Here is a 16,932-nt window from a genome sequence, read left to right as displayed (position 1 = left end):
GATGAGATGGGCCTTGTGTCAGATGAGGAGCTCTGCCTGCAGGATATAAACTACCACCTGGATTACCTTGAGGAGGCAATCCTCAACTCCAGTCCGGAGCTCTTCAGTGACTATGTGCTATGGGCAGATGTTCTCCTTAAGAATCTGGGTCTGCCTGAAGAATGTCTCAGAGGTTCTATTAAAAGTATAGAAAGGGCCATTATGAAATTAGCCGATGATGAAGTTGCTGATAAGGCATCAGAGTACATTTCAGGCGCACTCAAAATCCTTGAAACTTCACATCCATCATCAAGCCACCTGGGGGACCAACCCCTCCGTGAACTTGCAGAGGAGTACCTCAGACTAGTTCTGAATACAGAGGCCCGGGAAGCCCGGGAACTCATAGTATCATCCCTGGAATCCGGTATCCGGGTGGAGGATATATACCTCCAGGTCTTCGAGCCTGTTCAGCACGAGATAGGGAGGCTGTGGCAGACCAACCAGATATCGGTGGCCCATGAACACTATGCAACATCTGTCACCCAGAGCATAATGTCAGAGCTCTACCCCTACATCTACAGCGCCTCAGAGAGGCGAAACCTCAAGCTGGTGGCGGCATGCGTTAACAATGAGCTCCATGAGATAGGGATAAGGATGGTGAGTGACTTCTTTGAGATGAATGGCTGGGAATCAATTTACCTTGGAGCGAACACTCCCCCGGAGGACTTCAGTGGCATAGTTTCTGACCTCAAACCGGATCTTGTGGCCCTGTCAGCCACCATGACCTTCAACGTCAGTCATGTAAGGCATATCATAGAGCTCCTGGATGAACTGGAGGACCGACCACCGGTTATGGTCGGAGGGTACCCCTTCAACGTTGACATAAAACTCTGGAAGAAGGTTGGTGCGGACCTCCATGCTGCAGATGCATCCGGTGCTGTGAAGGTCGCAGAAGAATTCCTTGACATTTAAAGAGGTGAACCAATGGTAACACCTTGTAGGAGGGTCCCTCTTGACCCAATAAATGAGGTCCAGTACAACCTCCTTACTGGAGTGAACAATCATGGCCGATGAAATTGAAGGCGTGTTCCTGATCCTGAAAAGGGATGGAACCATAGAGAAGATAACAGGCTACGGTGCTGACATTCCCCATGGGATGGGCTCCTTTGCCGGTCTCATGGACCATGGCAGCCAGGAGAAGGCTTCAAACTTTCTTGATAAGATCCGGAAAAATGGGGCTGCATATAACTGGGAGATGAACCTGCGTAATCTTAAAACCTACCACTTCTCAGGATTCCTCGATTCTGACAGGATTTACGTTGTGGGTTCACCATCAAGGGAGGATATGATAAAGATCTATCACCTTGCAGAACAATACATACCCCCAGCACCCGAAATAGAGATCCCTGAGCATGCTGAAGTCGAAAAAGAACTCTTCAATGAACTCACACGGCTAAACAATGAGCTATCCGCAGCCCAGAGAGAACTTCTGAAGAAGAACCTTGAACTCCAGCGCGCCCTTGAGGAGAAGGAGATGCTGCTGCGGGAGATAAACCACAGGGTCAAGAACAACCTCATGATAATCTCAAGCATCCTGAACATCCAGTCAAGGTACGTGAAGGACCGGGACGACCTGATGCTATTCAGGGAGGCCCAGTCAAAGGCCAGAGCAATGGCCATGCTTCATGAGAGGCTATACACCTCCGGCAAAGAGAGGAGGGTTGATTTTGGAGAGTATCTCAGGGGCCTTGTGAGGGACCTTTACCATTCATTCATCCAGGACTCCGGGCGTATAGGCCTTGAAACAGATATAGATGACGCTGAACTGGACATAAACACCGTTGTGCCGCTGGCACTCATAGTGAATGAGGTGTTCACCAACGCCATCAAACATGGATTCCCTGAGGGAAGAGGGGGGATTATAAGGGTTTCATTTAAAAGGAGTGATGATGGCTATCTTCTTGAGATATTTGACAATGGTGTGGGCCTTCCAGAAGATTTTGACCCCATGAGTACTTCAACAATGGGGATGCAGCTTATCAGAAGTCTCTCAGAGCAGATGAACGGGGATCTGAAAATCGAATCTCATGGTGGAACTAGGGTCTCCATTGAATTCAGAGACTGGAACCATTAAGCGGTCCGTTCACCTGAAGTGCTGGTCCATTATATCTCCAGGACTCTCTGGCTGTGGAAATAGACCACCTCCCAGAATTGAACCACTGATCCATTTATATGTCCTGAACCCCAATCATGGATGAGGAATGCCTATGGTCGGAAGTGTTTATATCCTTGCTGTGAGGGCCTTCATTGAAGACGATGATGGAAGGGTCCTCCTGATCAAGAGAGCCTCTGATTCAAAGACCAACGCCTCCAGGTGGGAGCTTCCCGGTGGAAAGATCGGTACAGGCGAATCACTGGAAGAAGCCCTTAAAAGGGAAGTTAAGGAAGAAACAAACCTTGAAATTATCCCTGAAGAGGTTATGGGTGTTGTTGAACAGAAATTTCCGGTGATCAACGCGGCCCATATCATAATCAGGTGCAGGGCAGAGGGCAGTGTGAAACTCAGCCATGAACATGAGGGCTTTGCCTGGGTTGAGCCCTCAGACCTCAGAAGATACAGACTTGCAGACTGGCTCTCAGACTTTGTCATGAAACTGAAGATAGAGGAGGATAAGGAGGATTCTCCCTTAGGGGGAATACTCAGATTCATGAGGGGAGTGTACCTTTAACCCTCAATCAATTGAAATCTTTTTGACCTCTATTTTGCAGCTTCCCCCCTCACAGTATTCAAAGACATATCCACATCTGCTGCATTTTATTGCCCCCACAATCTCCTGGTCCTCAGGGATGCCTGCCTCCCTGAGTTTATCCCTGTTCTGGGGATTTCTCACTGTTGAAACGTCCTTATCGACCTCTCCACATTCCGGGCATGGCTTTTTCAGATCCTCAACCTTCATACGATCACTCGTTCGTAGTCTATGAAACTATTATGGACCTCCCAACATATAAAGGTCACGGTCCATATAGATGGTAAGGTGAGTAAAATGGATGTCCTCGAAGCAATCAAAACAAGGCGGAGCATAAGAAAGTACCAGGACAGAGAGGTGCCAGAAGAGCTCATAGATAAGATACTCGATGCAGCCATGTGTGGCCCCTCAGCCGTCGACGAGAGACCATGGCATTTCATAGTTGTGAGGAACAGGGAGATGCTTGAGAAGATACCTGAGGTCCACCCCTACGGGGCAATGGTGAAGGACGCCCCCGTAGCAATCATAGTATGCTGCGATAGCAGCCTGGAAAAGATCCCTGGATTCTGGGTGCAGGACTGCTCCATCGCATCACAGAACATACTCCTTGCAGCCCACTCCCTTGGTCTAGGTGCTGTATGGACAGGGGTTTACCCCCTCGAAGATCGTGTTGAGGGTATAAGGAGGCTCTTCAGTATCCCGGAACACGTGATCCCCTTCTCAGTGATACCTCTGGGCTACCCTGCTGAAAACCCCGGCACAAGGGACCTCTTTGACCCGGACAGGATACACCTGGAAAAATGGTAGGCTCCGGAAGGGATTTAGGACTCAATCAACCATCATACTGGAGGTGAAAGCTATGAAGATAGTTCTTGGATTACCCAAGGGTAGTTTAAATAATGTTAACCGTGGAAACACATACAGACTATTCAGGGATGCAGGTTATGAGGTTAAGGGATACGAACCAGGACGCGAAGAGAATGAAATAGAGATAACAAATGATCCTGAAATAAAGGCATACCTCACAAGGCCCCAGAGTGCCCCCGTCGAACTGAACCGTGAGATGCTTGATATAGCCATAATAGGAGAGGACTGGGTCCGTGAGGAATCCATAAACAGTGGCAATGGATCCATAAAGAAGATAGGCGACCTCGATTACGGTCAGACGAGGCTGATAGTCGCAGTACCCCAGGAGGAGCCATACCGGTCCCTTGAGGACTTTTTCCTCAAAAATTCCGGCAGGGAAAGACCATTGCTGTGCTTCACAGAGTACCCGAACCTCACAAGGGACTTTTTCATGAAGAATCCTGGCTACAGGGAACTCTTCGGGGACAGCAAACCCGTGGTCCAGATAAGGGGGCTGCGTGACGGTGACAATGAGATGGTCCAGATAATAAACTCTGATGGGGCCACAGAGGTGTACATCGCCAAGGGCGCCGACCTCATAGTGGACAACACCCAGACCGGCAGCAGCCTCAGGAAGGCCGGCCTTAAAATAATTGACACCATCATGGAATCAAGTGCAGGGCTCTACGCTGGTCCATCCTGCACAGGTGAGAAACTTGAGAAGGCTGAAATGATATTCAAGCAGCTTTACGGTGCCACCAAGGCAAGGAACTACTTTGATGTCAAGTTCAACATAGCCAACCACCGTGCAGATGATGTGGTTGAGTTTCTGGTGAGGATGAAGTACTGTTCAGATGAACCAACCGTGGTGCGTGGAAGGGAATTTTCACAGGTGAACGTCCTCATAGATAAGAGCAGATTCCCTGAAATGCTCGAGGAAATAAAGGGCTTTGGTGCTTCAGCCATAGTGAGGGAAAACGTCAAACAGTATATAGAATAGTTCCAGAATCTAATTCCCTTTCTTTGCTAAAATAAAAGATAAAATGTATTCGGATTTACTCCGAAACCCTTTCTTTTTTGAGAATGCTGTTAAGAGACCTCAGTAGTTCAAGATCATCTGCTGGATCTATGCTTGCGGTTTTATTTTTGCTGCCACAGTGGGGACAGGTATCATTTCCATCCATCCATGGCTTTCCGCATATCAGACACTTCTGTTTTATCTCAGGAACCAAATTATCACCTTAAAGATCACATGAAGAAAAAATCGGGAGTAGAATGTAGAATTTCATTTTATATAAATCTTCCGAGAAAAATACTTAAAAGCTCCGGATAAAACTTTATACAGGTGGTAACTTGCAATTCAATAGAATTATGCTGCTGGGTGCGGTGATACTTTTTATTTCAGTGAGTGTCGGTGATGCCACTGCAGCGGACATATTCCTGACCTCAGACTGCATATCCGGAAACCGTTCCGCTGACATTGAGAGTCTCAACATTATCAAGACCTGCATCGAGAATGAGAGTGAACACAATGTTACAGTGGACCCCCTGGCTCCAAAACCAGGGGAGGGTTATCGTGCTGTTAAGTGCGCCCGTGAGGGTGGCGTTGCAGTCTATCTTGCAGCATCCTGCCCCGGCGCCATGACGGATGTTGCCAGGATGGCTGCATCAACAGGTAAGGGTGTGATATTCGTTAACACAGGCAGCCTTGACCTCAAAAAGACCACATTCCTCAGAAGAGCATGGGATGATAACTTCTCAAGCAGATACTTCGCAGGCATAGTGTCCCCCTACAGATTTCTGACATCAGCTGGTGTGAGGATCATACAGCCAAACGTTGACTGTGCGGGCGGTTCCTGGGAGGATAAGTGTCGCTTCGTTGCATCAGAGATCCTTCGAATGCTCAATGAAACCCCTGAGATGCTCCAGAGGAAGGGTAGATTCTATAACAGCAAACTCATAGCCTACCACAGCATTGACCCTGCAAGGATGGCATATACTGCAGATGGAATCTACAGGGACATCCTGCGGGGCAGGAAGCTCAAAGGTAGTTACTCAGGTTACACTCCAGCCAGATTCCTTCTCATGGTAACAGATTACATGAACGGCCCCATAAGGCCCATCAAGGTCAGGGGGCCATCAAACGCTGGTGTGAAGAGCACATTCCATGGCTACATCTCAAGGAAGGAATACAGGGCCCTGGCAGCAGATGTTAACAGGTACATGAGAAAATACCTCAAAGCACCAAATTATATCAGGTTCAGGGGTAAAATAATAGGATACAGGGATCTGCTCAGGATATACTCAAAGATTACAAGGACACATACCTCAAAGAAAAAAATGCAGCTACCATCATCAGTCAAGGTCTAGAAATCAGCTGCACATCCCCCCTATTTTTTTAAATCTTACCCACCGGGGCCAGGTAAATGGCAAATTCATCCACCCCGTCAACTCCAAGGACCTCATCAAGGTATTCCTGGTCATAGGCTCCAACTGCACAGGTACCTGCTCCTATGGCCTCACAGGCAAGGTAGAGGTTCTGGCAGACATGACCCGCGTCCATGAGGATCACCCTGTGGGCTGCAAGACCATACCTCCACTCCATCCTGTAGGGTACTGTTGTCCAGATGAAGGTCACTGCAGAATTTCCTGTGAATCTCTGGTTAAAGGTGGCCTCTATGATCCTCTGGGGGAGGCTCTCATCACGGTACTCGACCATCAGCTGGTGGGTTGAAGGTATGTACCTGTAGAGTCCTGTGTCAAGGCCCTCAACATTGAAGACTGCAAGGTATGTCTCAAAGGTGTGCCTGCATCCCGCAGATGGCACATTCCTGAATGCTGTGTCGCCTGCGATGATCCTTATGCCCTGGGTGGCCCATAGAAGGAATGAAAGTTCATCAAGGCCCAGGGGTGTGTCAAGGTAGCTCCTGCGGCTCCTGCGGTTTCTTATGCAGGTTACAATGTTTGCATCGATTAACTCTGCCCAGTCCCTCACTGGAAGGTTTAACCTCTCTGAATCAGGATCCCAGGGCTTCTCAAAGGGCGGGGCTTCAACCCCCATACTCTGGGGTGTTCTTGAAAAATCCACCCTTTTCCTTATGCTGTCCTTGAGGAAGTAACGATTCCTCTCAATTTCATTCATTAGATCACCATGGAATTCAATCTATCTCCAGAAAAAATCGTTCCCGGTTTTTCCACCGAATAGAAATTCAATCTATCTTCACAAGAACCTCATTTTTCCTCAAAAAGCCAGGGACGGCCGGGTGATTGTACTGTGCTATTATGAAGTTTGATCTTGGTTCAATTGAATTCCTTTCAAGCCATTCTTTAAGTTCAGCTATCCTTTGAGCTGCCATATCACTGTTAACCCTCCCCGAGAACCTGTAGGCTGCAAAACGTTGATCCTTCTCTTCGCGAAATCTAATTCTGTCATCAAGTGGCTCCGGGAGAGTTTCAAGGGTGTATGATGATGGCATCGTGAATGATATTCTGTATTTCCCTGAATCAGCATCATCCGGGACCTCCTCTGTCACAGGGACCTTCATGGGTATCCTCTCAGAGGAGCCCAGGTTAACACCGGTTACAGGTGATGTCATTGGAAGTTCCTCCTTCCGCCGGTTACCACCAAATATGTAGTTTGCAAGAATAGAAAAGCCTATGACCATGGCGTCCCTGAAACTGGCTTCAACGTCAACCTGTGCAAGTATATAGCCAGGGTACCTTCTTATCTCAAATTTACCATCCTTCAGTTCAACGGTGTATTCAGGACTCTCAACCAAGGTATGACCCCCCTGATATCTTATATATCGGAGCTTCTATATCTAATTTACATGATGTGGATAGTCACTGCATACTGTGACCTCTGCAGGGCAAAGAGAACCCTTGAGGTTGAGGGTAAAACCCCTCCCTACCACCTGGGTGACAGGATAGAGGAGTGCCCCTGCGGCGGTAAGTATGTTGTTGAGGAGATAATAGAGGTCTAGACATGAAAATGGAGGAGTTTTTAAGTAAGTGTCCTGTCTGTGGCTGCAGGGACAAGGTAGTTAAGAGGAGATTCATGGATGAGCACAAGTCAAGGACGTCCATGAAGGAGATAGTCTGTGAGAAATGCGGCCACATCTTTGAGACCGCAGATTAGGTGGTTTTATGGCATTCCATGTCATGATAATACCATCCATGAACTGTCCCTCAGACTGCAGCTACTGCTGGGGCGTTGACAGGGACTCCAGGGTTATGGACATGGAAACCGTGAGGGAGATGGTCTCCTGGCTTATGGAATTCAGAAATGAACCTGCAACCTTCACATTCCATGGAGGGGAACCGCTCCTTGCGGGATACGAATTCTACCGCGACACCCTCAAGCTAATATCTGAGAGGCTTTCATTCCTCAAGCCTGCCTTCGCCATCCAGACGAACCTCTGGTTGATGACCGATGAAATGGCGGAACTCTTCGCAGAATACAGCATACCCATCGGTTCAAGCCTCGACGGTCCAAGGGAGATAAATGATTACCAGAGGGGCGATGGGTACTTTGATAGGACCATGCAGGGCTATGAGATAGCAAGGAAGCATGGGCTTCGGGTGAGCTTCATAAGCACCTTCACATCCTATTCGATAAGGAGGAGGGAGGAGATATTCAACTTCTTCCTGGAGAACGGTATGAACCTGAAGCTGCACCCTGCCCTGCCATCCCTGAAGAGTTCAGACCCTGAGGAGTGGGCCATAACCGCCGAGGAGTACGGTGACCTGCTCCTGTATCTCCTTGACAGCTACCTTGAGCACTTCGGTGAGATCGAGATACAGAACATAGACCACTTTGCAAAGAGCGCATTCCTCAGAAGGGGGGTTGTATGTACACATGCTGATTGTGTGGGCAACACCTTCGCAGTTGACCCCTACGGTGATATATACCCATGCTATCGCTTCGTTGGTATGAAGGACTACATAATGGGTAATGTGGCTGAAAGGCCCTCAATGGAGGATCTTGAGGAGAGTGAAGCCCTAAGGAGGCTCTATGAATGGAGGGAACTTGTTGATGAGGAATGTGGCGACTGTGACTTCTACAGGTTCTGTCTCGGTGGGTGCCCCTACAATGCAATCACCATCAGGGATGGTGAAATGGAGATAGACGGTGTTGACCACCAGTGCGAGGCCTACAAGATGATCTTCGCCGAAATCAACAGGAGGGCCAACAGGGAATTCCTTGAATCCGGAATCCTTGGAGGTAATAAGAAGACTAAAAGGCCCGGTGTCCTTGATATAATGATGAAGTAGTGAATTACCGGAATATTATGAAACATTCTCTGAAAACAGGGCTGAGCTTTGGTCTCACCTCGGCCATAATAACAACCCTCGGCCTCATGGTTGGACTGCATTCAGGTACCCATTCAAGACTTGCTGTTATTGGCGGAGTCCTTACAATAGCAATAGCTGATGCCTTCTCAGATGCAATGGGTATACACATCTCTGAGGAGGCAGAGAATGTTCACACAGAGGGAGAGATCTGGGAATCCACCCTTGCAACATTCATCAGTAAATTTTTATTCGCCCTCACCTTTCTTGTTCCAGTTCTTACTCTCGATTTAACACTGGCTATTATCGTATCCATTATATGGGGTCTTCTTCTTCTGACGGTTCTGAGTTTTCATATCGCAAGGTCCCGGAATGTTCCTCCAGGAAGGGTTCTGCTGGAACATATTGCAACAGCCATCATGATCATAGTAATAACACACTATGCAGGGGACTGGATATCCTCAACCTTTGGTTAGGGGGTATGCTGTTCTGAAGGGGTCCCTATGATTCCATCAATCAATGGTTCAGGACTCGATGGAAGTCATAATCTGCTGGTAGGATACACTGCAGGCCAGGTCGATGGCCTCTGAGATGTGGGAGTCGTCACCATCAATGACCCATGCCCTCCAGAGGCTCTCTGCCTCCAGTGACTGGTCACCGTCCACAGCAACCATGTGGGGTTCAAGGAGTATCGCCCTTATCTCGTAGAGCGTGTGGAGGTATCTGCTGGATCCTGAGGATGTGTGGGGACCGCAGATGCCATCGGAGATGTAGTGACTTGCAACCCCATAACAGTAACTTGCATAGCGGTAGTTCCCTGCATCGTAACTTATTTTTCCCTGATTCAACCAGAAATTAGCCTTTTCAAGATTGTATGGATACACATGGTACTTAAAGTCAAGGAATACCGTGTCAGGATCATCAGCGCCATTCTTCATTTCATCAAGGCTCATCCTGTTCCTCACGTCCTCTGGCATTTCACTGTATACCTTCTCTGCAATGTCATGATGGTTCTTCACTGACCATGCAGATGCACCCTGAACCTGCATTGCTGAAAGAACCAGAATCAGAATTATAAGGATGGTCCTCATGTTAACCTCAAATAAAAAGTTCTGTAAATTGATTGGATGACCCTGTATAAAACCTTTGCGTCTATCTATGAGACAAAAAAATCCAGTGAAAAAGGAGGATGCATCTATAAACGTGTCTTATTTAAATTAAATGCCGACTATACCAGCCATATTTATTTTCAGACGCCCTGTCTCATTTAATTCAGCCATTACAGCGAATACCTTTATTCTGCAAAGGATGCATCAACCGACATCAAATAAAGAACTTCCTGGAAAGGTTGTGCATATAGAGAGAAAGATTAAAAAAATAAAAACGAATTCAGTAAAGGATACAAAATGTCTTAATCCTTCCTCATCGCTGCAATCCCAAAAAATGGGGCACAATGGGGATCCGCCGCAGCCGAAGGGAGCACAGACCCATATATGAGTTTCAGTGACCTCGCAGATAATGAAGTTACTGATGTCCTGTGATGACAACCATTGCCAGTCCACTGCAAAAAACTATAAAACACGCCTCAGCTTCATTGTGCCGTTACATGAGTAGACCTCCGCAGGTATGGAGAATGTCTCAACACAGGTTTTCACAGAATCCACTGAACTCCGGGGCGCTATGATCCATAATCTCACACCATCGGTGTACGCAAATCTTCTCCATTTCCTGATATCAGGTGCATCGGAGGCTATATCGACCAGAATTTCGTCTGAGTCATTTAATGCACGAATATCCGGGACAAAACCCTTTAAAGTTCTTGGCCTTAACTTTCTTTTACCGTTATTTATCTTTAAATTATATCCCGCAGTTCTAAGGTGTTCAACAGCTGTTCTTAACATTAAAGAGTATTCTTCATCAATTCTGGAGTAATTTAAGGATTTCCTAATCATTTCAGGCCCCTTGAATCTTTTTCCATTTTGACCGTATGAAAATGGTTTTCTGAACATTGTATATAGTATAGTTGAAAGTAGTATAAATACTTATACCTCAATCAGGTATTGCTACAAAAAATATATATTATGGGGCATCATAGTAGATATTGGTGATTATGATGAGCGTACTTGATGATGAAACACTGAAGATGAGGTACATTGAACTTGTGAGGAAGGGTGTTCTGGAAAGGGACGAATGCGCTTCCTATGCAAACAAGGACGAGTTGAAGCCGTGCATGAAGAAGAAGGTTGAAGAGTTTGATGATTTCTTTGTACCGGGAACTGTCCTTATAAGTGAAAGGGCATCCTACAGGTTGAGGGTCGGCTACCCCATGGAATAACCCCTTTTTTTTAAGGTTTTTTTATATTGTAAGTCCAGCATGACTAGATTATCACAAGTTTACCTGCCCCTGTTATGGAGTACCTCTCAAACATCTGGGACTGCTTCACGAGACCCATATCCATCAGGGCTGAGAGGTGCTTGTAGACCATTGCCCTTGAAATCCCCACCTTCCTTGAGAGGAGAACCGCATTGAGACTCTCCTCCTCAAGTGCCTCGAGTATCCTCAGCTTGGTATCAGAGATATCCATTTTAAGGGGTGGTAACCTCACCGCGGATTCTCCGAAACATGTGTAGATGGCATCCACACCCTCCCTGTGGGCAACAAATGAAAGTATGCCCCCAAGTCCGTCACCATCAGAGGCCACATAAACCTCTCCATGCTTTCTGGCCCCCCTTATAACTTCAGATATCCTCCTGGCCGCCTCAATGGGGTCTTGGGTGTCAATTCTAACTATTCCCCCCTTAACGAATTTTTCAAGGCAGGAGTCATTGACCTCCCCTGTCTGAATAGATATCAGTCCATCGATCTGGGTCTTCATGGCCACATCAAAGAGGCACCTTCCCCGCAGGTTGCTCACAAGGGTCTTCATAACATCATCCATTTACAATTCTCATTTAATGATAAAATATTCTCCTTAAAATATATAATTATCTACCTGGTCTTTCCAGAAATGGGAAACCTTAAATTACAGCATGGAAAATTGTTCATTAAAAAACATGTTAAAACAGGGGATGTTAGATGACTGTTCAGGAAATGAAAATTGCGGGTGATGACCTCACAACAAGGGACATCAACAGGAAGATAAAGGACGGGCTGAACAATGAAATCAGGCGCTTCGAAATAGAAAGCAACGCCGAACTTGACTCCATTGTTGTTGGAATCAGGGAGGAAGCTGAATTTATCCTGAATGGTAAATTCGGTGACTTCATAGGTGCCCTCAACCACGGCCCCAGAATAGAGATAAATGGCAAAACCGGAAGATACGTTGGAAACAACATGACAGCCGGCGAGATAGTGGTCCATGGGGATGCAGATGATGGTGTGGGTTTTGGAACCTACAACGGTACCATCGTTGTCCATGGGGATGCAGGTGATGGTATCGGCCAGCTTAACAAGGGAGGCATCATAATCATAGATGGAGACATCGGAGACCTTGCAGGACTCTACATGTTGAGCGGTGACCTCATAATAACCGGGGACAGCGGAGAGGACACCGGTGACTGGATAATAGGGGGCAACATATACGTCGGAGGTGACTTCGATGGCGGTACCAACACCAGAATCGTTGAGATGGAGGACTCCGATATAAGGAAGCTAGCAGCCCTCTTTGAGCATTACTCAATAGAAGCATCTCCAGATGAGTTTAAGAAAATACAGAGAAAGGAGATACGTCCATTCTACGGTTAGGTGATCCATATGGTGCAGATACTCTTAACAGAACCTGAAAAATGTGATGGCTGTAACAAGTGCCTTGAGGCATGTGAATCTGTCCTTGGAAGGAGTGCGATTTTCCTCAACAAGATGGACACCGGTTACCATGCCATAGTCTGTCAGCAGTGCGTGGACCCATCCTGTGCAAGGGGCTGCTTCAGGGACGCCATTAGAAGGGAAAACGGTGCAGTTAAAATAGATCAGGAATCCTGTGTCGGCTGCAAGCTCTGCATGCTCATGTGCCCCATCGGTGCCATAACCTACACCGATGAGGGTATGGTAAAGTGTGACCAGCAGTGCATTGAAAAGCCCGGAGACACACCCGCCTGTGTGGCTGCCTGTGAACAGGGCTGTCTTGAGGCCCTGGACGTTATGGAATACGTTAATGACATCCAGAGGGGCTTTGAGATCAAAACTCCCAGTACAGGATCAATAACACCATCATCCCCCTCATCAGACCTTGCAGCAGCAACCCAGGGGCTCTGCGTATTCTGCGGCACCTGTGAAATCGTCTGCCCAACAGATGCCATAAAGATAGTGGAGGACCATGCCGAGATAGATAAGACAAAGTGCATAATGTGCGGTTCATGCCTTGCAGCATGCCCGGTCCTCATACCAACCGGTGCAGGCAGCATATGGGACCCCAGGACAATCGCAGATATAAGGTACACCTCAAAGGCTGGTAAGTACGTCCTCAGGGGATTCGGTACAGAGAGGAGGCTGCCAAACTTTGATGATATAATCATACTCCCTGCCCAGGCATCAATTCCACCAGTTGACAAGTACAGGGAGCCCTGCAACACCAGCGTAGTCCTTGGTGACAGATTTGCAGAGGAACCACTGGTACTCCAGACCCCCGTACTCATTGCAGGTATGTCCTTCGGTGCCCTCAGCAAGGAGAGCAAACTCGCAATGGCCAAGGGGTCATCCATGGTGGGATCCTGCGCCAACACCGGTGAGGGAGGAATGCTCCCTGAGGAGAGGGAACTCGCAGATAACCTCATGGTACAGTACTCAAGTGGAAGATTCGGTGTATCCTCAGATTACCTCAACGTGGCCGATGCAATCGAGGTCAAGATAGGTCAGGGGGCAAAGCCAGGTATGGGTGGACACCTGCTGGCAGAGAAGGTGAGCCCGGAGGTTGCGAAGATCCGTGGGATACCCGAAGGTACTGACGCCCTCAGCCCTGCCCGTTTCCTAGACGCCACAAGGGAGGGTGACCTTGCAAAGCACATAGAACTGCTCAGGGAGGTCACCGACTGGAGGGTGCCCATAGTCGTTAAACTGGGACCCGGACGTGTCTATGAGGATGTGCAGATCGCAGCGGAGGCCGGTGCCGACGTTATCTCAGTGGATGGAATGGAGGGCGGAACCGGGGCAGCCCCAGAGGTTGTGATAGAACATACCGGTGTGCCAACCCTCGCAGCCCTCGTGCAGGCAGTTAATGGTCTCAATGATATAGGGCTGAAGGACGAGGTTGACCTCATAATAACAGGGGGTATCCGCAGCGGTGCCGATGTTGCCAAGGCCATGGCCATGGGAGCCGACGCGGTTTACATAGGTACCGGTGCAATGATTGCAATGGGATGCCGTGCCTGTCGCATGTGCTACACAGGTAAGTGCCCTGTTGGTGTCGCCACGCAGGACCCTGTCCTGAGGGAGAGGATGGACGTGGACCTTGCAGCAAGAAGGGTTGCCAATTACATAAAATCCATGACCGAGGAGGCCAAGATGCTGGCCCAGCTTGCAGGACACGACGATATACGTAAATTCAGTCCAGAGGACCTCAGGGCCCTGGACACCAACACCGCAGCTATAACCGGGCTGAAACTCATAAACCAGTGACCAAATAAACCCTCATCCATTTTTTTAGTTTTTTAGAATTATACATCCTAATAGCAAAATAAAAGCCCTCCATTTTTTCTTCAGTTTTTGAAAAAACTCCATAACATTCCTTCAATCAGCAGCTCTTTAAAGTCAGAACATACCTTTATAACAGGATGCCTTCAGAGTTAATCATATGATTGAGACAGAAAAAAGGAACCGGATACTGCTTCTGCTCTTTGTTGGAGTATTCATGGGGGCCCTCGACATAGGAATCATTGGCCCCGCACTTCCAGCCATAGAGGGCTACTTCAAGGTGGATCCCCGGCTTGCATCCTGGACATTCATATCCTATATACTCTTCTTCATGGTCGGGACTCCCCTCATGGCGAAGCTCTCCGACAGGTACGGGCGCAGGGACATCTACATACTTGACATCATCCTCTTTGCTTTGGGGTCGGTCATAACTGCCATCTCACCATCATATCCCCTCCTAATCCTCGGAAGATCCATACAGGGCTTCGGTGCAGGGGGGATATTCCCTGTTGCAAGTGCATTCATAGGGGACACATTTCCCCCCGAAAGCCGTGGGAAAGCCCTCGGTATCATAGGATCCGTATTTGGTTTCTCATCAATAGCCGGACCTATCCTGGCGGGTTTCATACTCCCCTATGGCTGGCAGTGGCTCTTCCTCATCAACATCCCAATTGCGGCCACGATAGTTGTCGGGGGATTCCTTATACTGCCAGTTACAGGCAAAACGGACGATGGTGAATTTGATGCCAGAGGGACCCTTCTTCTTGCCATCATTGTGGCCTCCCTTGCAGTCGGGATAAACCAGATCGATACCACTGACCTCACAGGGAGTTTGATGAGGCCCATCGTAGTGGTACCTCTCATCCTGGCAGCGGCACTCACACCCATACTCTGGAGGGTTGAAAGGGCTGCACCCGATCCCGTGGTGCAGGTTGACCTGCTGGCCAGCCGTGAGGTCCGCATTGCAACCGCAATCTCTGCTGGTAATGGCCTATCCCAGGCTGCAATCGTATTCATACCCAGCTACGCCCTCCTCGCCCTTTCACTGTCAGAGTCCATGGCCAGTTTCAGCCTCCTCCCCTTCGTCACCACCATGGCCCTCTCGGCCCCCATTGTGGGTGTTCTGCTGGACAGGGTTGGTTCAAGGGTAGTGATGATCTCAGGGAGCCTTATCCTGATGGTTGGGTGTACCATCATGGCCCTCCTCTCATCAACCACCCCTCTCTTCATACTTGCTGAGGTGCTCATGGCCCTCGGACTCATAACCGTCATAGGGGCACCCCTCAGGTACATAATGCTATCTGAAACTCCCCCCGAACACAGGGCATCTGGACAGGCCCTGATAAACATATTATCAAGTGCAGGGCAGCTTGTTGGAGGTGCACTCATCGGTGGCATTGTAGCGTCCATGGGTAGTGGAGTAATGGGTTACAGGTTCTCATTCCTCTTCCTTGTTGCAGTTGCATTCACACTCTTCCTGCTATCAACCGGTCTCAAGGGAAGAAAGGAACAGCTTGAGACAATGAAGAGGAACATTTAAAAGAAAGGACTATCCTGTGTACATTACTGACGACAATGAAGAGGAACATTTAAAAGAAAGGACTATCCTGTGTACATTACTGACGACAATGAAGAGGAACATTTAAAAGAAAGGACTATCCGGTGTTACTGACTCAAAAAAAATAAATTAATGGGGATTATTCTGATGTGAGGTACTGGTAGGTGAGGGCTGCAAGGACAGCTCCCACAACCGGTCCTATGACGTAGATGGGGAAGTAGTTCCAGAGGTTGGTGCCAGCGAAGACCATATCATTGAGGTATGGGCCGAAGGTACGTGCCGGGTTAAGTGAGCTTCCAGTTATGTTACCTATGGTTGTGATTATACCTGCAACTGTGAGGCCGATTATGATCCCTGCGAAGCCCTTCGGGGCCCTCTCGTCCACGGCTATGCCCATGATTGTGATCATGAGGAGGAATGTTCCCACGGTCTCTGCAAGCATGGCCTGCCAGTAGCCGATTCCCGGGAAGGGTGCTGTGGCCCCCAGTCCACCTATGGTGGCTGCAGTTATACCCGCACACTGGAGGAATATGAAGCTTGCGAAGGCGGCTCCCAGGAGCTGTGCAATGATATAGGGTACAACGTCGCGCCCCGGGAACTTCTTAACAGACCAGAGCCCTATGGTCACAGCGGGGTTTATATGGCACCCGGAAATGTTTCCCAGTGCGTATATGCTTGCAGCTATTGCAAAACCGAATGCGAGACCTATGGCAACCCAGTCACCAAGGCCACCCAGGAGACCTATGCCTATGTTAAATGGGTTTGGAGCTGTGCCCCCAGATGCTATCATCAGGGTTATGGCGGCTGCCCCGGCACCGAAGAACACCAGAAAGAATGTGCCTATAAACTCAGCGATACACCTCTTTGTAAGGGATACCATC

Annotated in this window: 21 protein-coding genes and 1 pseudogene; 14 read left to right on the top strand and 8 right to left on the bottom strand. The window is 48.4% G+C overall.

The genetic code is table 11. The features are described 5' to 3' along the window. The first annotated feature begins 6 nt into the window (after positions 1-6). The 3 genes from C7452_RS08090 to C7452_RS08080 all read left to right on the top strand — a co-directional run bounded on the left by C7452_RS08090 (position 7) and on the right by C7452_RS08080 (position 2,708). Positions 7-951 carry a cobalamin B12-binding domain-containing protein gene (locus C7452_RS08090; protein ID WP_010875763.1) on the top strand — a complete coding sequence of 315 codons (945 nt, stop codon included), beginning with the start codon at positions 7-9 and terminating at the stop codon, positions 949-951. 91 nt (positions 952-1,042) lie between these two features. Next, complete coding sequence (locus C7452_RS08085) at positions 1,043-2,113, top strand: sensor histidine kinase (protein ID WP_010875762.1); 1,071 nt, start codon at positions 1,043-1,045, stop codon at positions 2,111-2,113. A 133-nt stretch (positions 2,114-2,246) separates the two neighbouring features. Further along, positions 2,247-2,708, top strand: a complete 462-nt coding sequence (locus tag C7452_RS08080; RefSeq protein WP_048060743.1) for an NUDIX hydrolase — start codon at positions 2,247-2,249, stop codon at positions 2,706-2,708. Positions 2,709-2,711: 3 nt separating this feature from the next. Here the strand turns inward: C7452_RS08080 and C7452_RS08075 are convergent, their stop codons facing one another. Continuing rightward, a complete protein-coding gene (locus tag C7452_RS08075) occupies positions 2,712-2,936 on the bottom strand; it encodes a TIGR04165 family Cys-rich peptide (protein WP_010875760.1) in 225 nt (74 codons plus the stop codon). An 87-nt stretch (positions 2,937-3,023) separates the two neighbouring features. Here C7452_RS08075 and C7452_RS08070 point away from each other — a divergent pair, with 87 nt between their 5' ends. Together C7452_RS08070 and hisG are read left to right on the top strand one after the other, a co-directional pair. After that, positions 3,024-3,533 (top strand): nitroreductase family protein, encoded by a 510-nt coding sequence (locus C7452_RS08070; protein ID WP_048060742.1) that lies wholly within the window; start codon positions 3,024-3,026, stop codon positions 3,531-3,533. 52 nt (positions 3,534-3,585) lie between these two features. Further along, entirely contained in the window at positions 3,586-4,572 is a 987-nt protein-coding gene (hisG, locus tag C7452_RS08065; protein ID WP_048060741.1) for an ATP phosphoribosyltransferase, read from the top strand. Positions 4,573-4,627: 55 nt separating this feature from the next. On the opposite strand, the gene C7452_RS09110 is transcribed toward hisG, so the two are convergent. Then, entirely contained in the window at positions 4,628-4,804 is a 177-nt protein-coding gene (locus tag C7452_RS09110; RefSeq protein ID WP_010875757.1) for a toprim domain-containing protein, read from the bottom strand. 154 nt (positions 4,805-4,958) lie between these two features. Here C7452_RS09110 and C7452_RS08060 point away from each other — a divergent pair, with 154 nt between their 5' ends. Beyond that, on the top strand, positions 4,959-5,942 hold the full coding sequence (locus C7452_RS08060; protein WP_245942900.1) for a pseudomurein-binding repeat-containing protein: 984 nt from the start codon (positions 4,959-4,961) through the stop codon (positions 5,940-5,942). A 28-nt stretch (positions 5,943-5,970) separates the two neighbouring features. On the opposite strand, the gene C7452_RS08055 is transcribed toward C7452_RS08060, so the two are convergent. Further along, positions 5,971-6,714: a SagB/ThcOx family dehydrogenase gene (locus C7452_RS08055; RefSeq protein WP_010875755.1), complete on the bottom strand. Its 744-nt coding sequence runs from the start codon at positions 6,712-6,714 to the stop codon at positions 5,971-5,973. A 67-nt stretch (positions 6,715-6,781) separates the two neighbouring features. Continuing rightward, positions 6,782-7,351: an SOUL family heme-binding protein gene (locus C7452_RS08050; RefSeq protein WP_010875754.1), complete on the bottom strand. Its 570-nt coding sequence runs from the start codon at positions 7,349-7,351 to the stop codon at positions 6,782-6,784. 51 nt (positions 7,352-7,402) lie between these two features. Between C7452_RS08050 and C7452_RS09105 the strand changes: the two genes are divergently transcribed. Genes C7452_RS09105 through C7452_RS08035 form a run of 4 tightly spaced genes read left to right on the top strand, consistent with a single transcriptional unit; the run spans position 7,403 to position 9,340 of the window. Beyond that, positions 7,403-7,555, top strand: coding sequence for a hypothetical protein (locus C7452_RS09105; RefSeq protein ID WP_170130329.1), 153 nt, complete (start codon positions 7,403-7,405; stop codon positions 7,553-7,555). A 2-nt stretch (positions 7,556-7,557) separates the two neighbouring features. Then, complete coding sequence (locus C7452_RS08045) at positions 7,558-7,710, top strand: TIGR04165 family Cys-rich peptide (protein WP_083750434.1); 153 nt, start codon at positions 7,558-7,560, stop codon at positions 7,708-7,710. Positions 7,711-7,718: 8 nt separating this feature from the next. Beyond that, entirely contained in the window at positions 7,719-8,846 is a 1,128-nt protein-coding gene (locus C7452_RS08040; protein WP_115892779.1) for a TIGR04083 family peptide-modifying radical SAM enzyme, read from the top strand. Positions 8,847-8,863: 17 nt separating this feature from the next. Continuing rightward, positions 8,864-9,340 (top strand): VIT1/CCC1 transporter family protein, encoded by a 477-nt coding sequence (locus tag C7452_RS08035; RefSeq protein WP_048060740.1) that lies wholly within the window; start codon positions 8,864-8,866, stop codon positions 9,338-9,340. A 48-nt stretch (positions 9,341-9,388) separates the two neighbouring features. Here the strand turns inward: C7452_RS08035 and C7452_RS08030 are convergent, their stop codons facing one another. After that, positions 9,389-9,913, bottom strand: coding sequence for a zinc dependent phospholipase C family protein (locus C7452_RS08030; protein ID WP_238374215.1), 525 nt, complete (start codon positions 9,911-9,913; stop codon positions 9,389-9,391). Positions 9,914-10,435: 522 nt separating this feature from the next. Beyond that, positions 10,436-10,873 (bottom strand): hypothetical protein, encoded by a 438-nt coding sequence (locus C7452_RS08020; protein WP_010875748.1) that lies wholly within the window; start codon positions 10,871-10,873, stop codon positions 10,436-10,438. Between the two features lie 104 nt (positions 10,874-10,977). Here C7452_RS08020 and C7452_RS08015 point away from each other — a divergent pair, with 104 nt between their 5' ends. After that, the gene (locus tag C7452_RS08015) at positions 10,978-11,199 is read left to right on the top strand and encodes a hypothetical protein (protein WP_048060739.1); all 222 of its coding nucleotides are present in this window, start codon (positions 10,978-10,980) and stop codon (positions 11,197-11,199) included. A 43-nt stretch (positions 11,200-11,242) separates the two neighbouring features. On the opposite strand, the gene C7452_RS08010 is transcribed toward C7452_RS08015, so the two are convergent. Next, complete coding sequence (locus tag C7452_RS08010) at positions 11,243-11,803, bottom strand: ArsR family transcriptional regulator (RefSeq protein ID WP_010875746.1); 561 nt, start codon at positions 11,801-11,803, stop codon at positions 11,243-11,245. Between the two features lie 137 nt (positions 11,804-11,940). Between C7452_RS08010 and C7452_RS08005 the strand changes: the two genes are divergently transcribed. From C7452_RS08005 to C7452_RS07995, 3 genes and pseudogenes are all read left to right on the top strand, one after another. Beyond that, positions 11,941-12,609 carry a GltB/FmdC/FwdC-like GXGXG domain-containing protein gene (locus C7452_RS08005; protein ID WP_010875745.1) on the top strand — a complete coding sequence of 223 codons (669 nt, stop codon included), beginning with the start codon at positions 11,941-11,943 and terminating at the stop codon, positions 12,607-12,609. 9 nt (positions 12,610-12,618) lie between these two features. After that, a complete protein-coding gene (locus C7452_RS08000) occupies positions 12,619-14,478 on the top strand; it encodes a glutamate synthase-related protein (protein WP_048060738.1) in 1,860 nt (619 codons plus the stop codon). A 169-nt stretch (positions 14,479-14,647) separates the two neighbouring features. Continuing rightward, positions 14,648-16,033, top strand: a pseudogene (locus C7452_RS07995) (MFS transporter); the annotation flags it as partial. 157 nt (positions 16,034-16,190) lie between these two features. On the opposite strand, the gene C7452_RS07990 reads toward C7452_RS07995, so the two are convergent. Then, complete coding sequence (locus tag C7452_RS07990; protein ID WP_010875742.1) at positions 16,191-16,931, bottom strand: MIP/aquaporin family protein; 741 nt, start codon at positions 16,929-16,931, stop codon at positions 16,191-16,193. Between the last annotated feature and the right edge of the window lies 1 nt (position 16,932).

The sequence above is a fragment of the Methanothermobacter defluvii genome (genome assembly GCF_003385755.1).
Taxonomy (GTDB): domain Archaea; phylum Methanobacteriota; class Methanobacteria; order Methanobacteriales; family Methanothermobacteraceae; genus Methanothermobacter; species Methanothermobacter thermautotrophicus.
The sequence above is the reverse complement of the archived record's forward strand: the minus strand, read 5'-3'. Positions and strand labels throughout refer to the sequence as shown.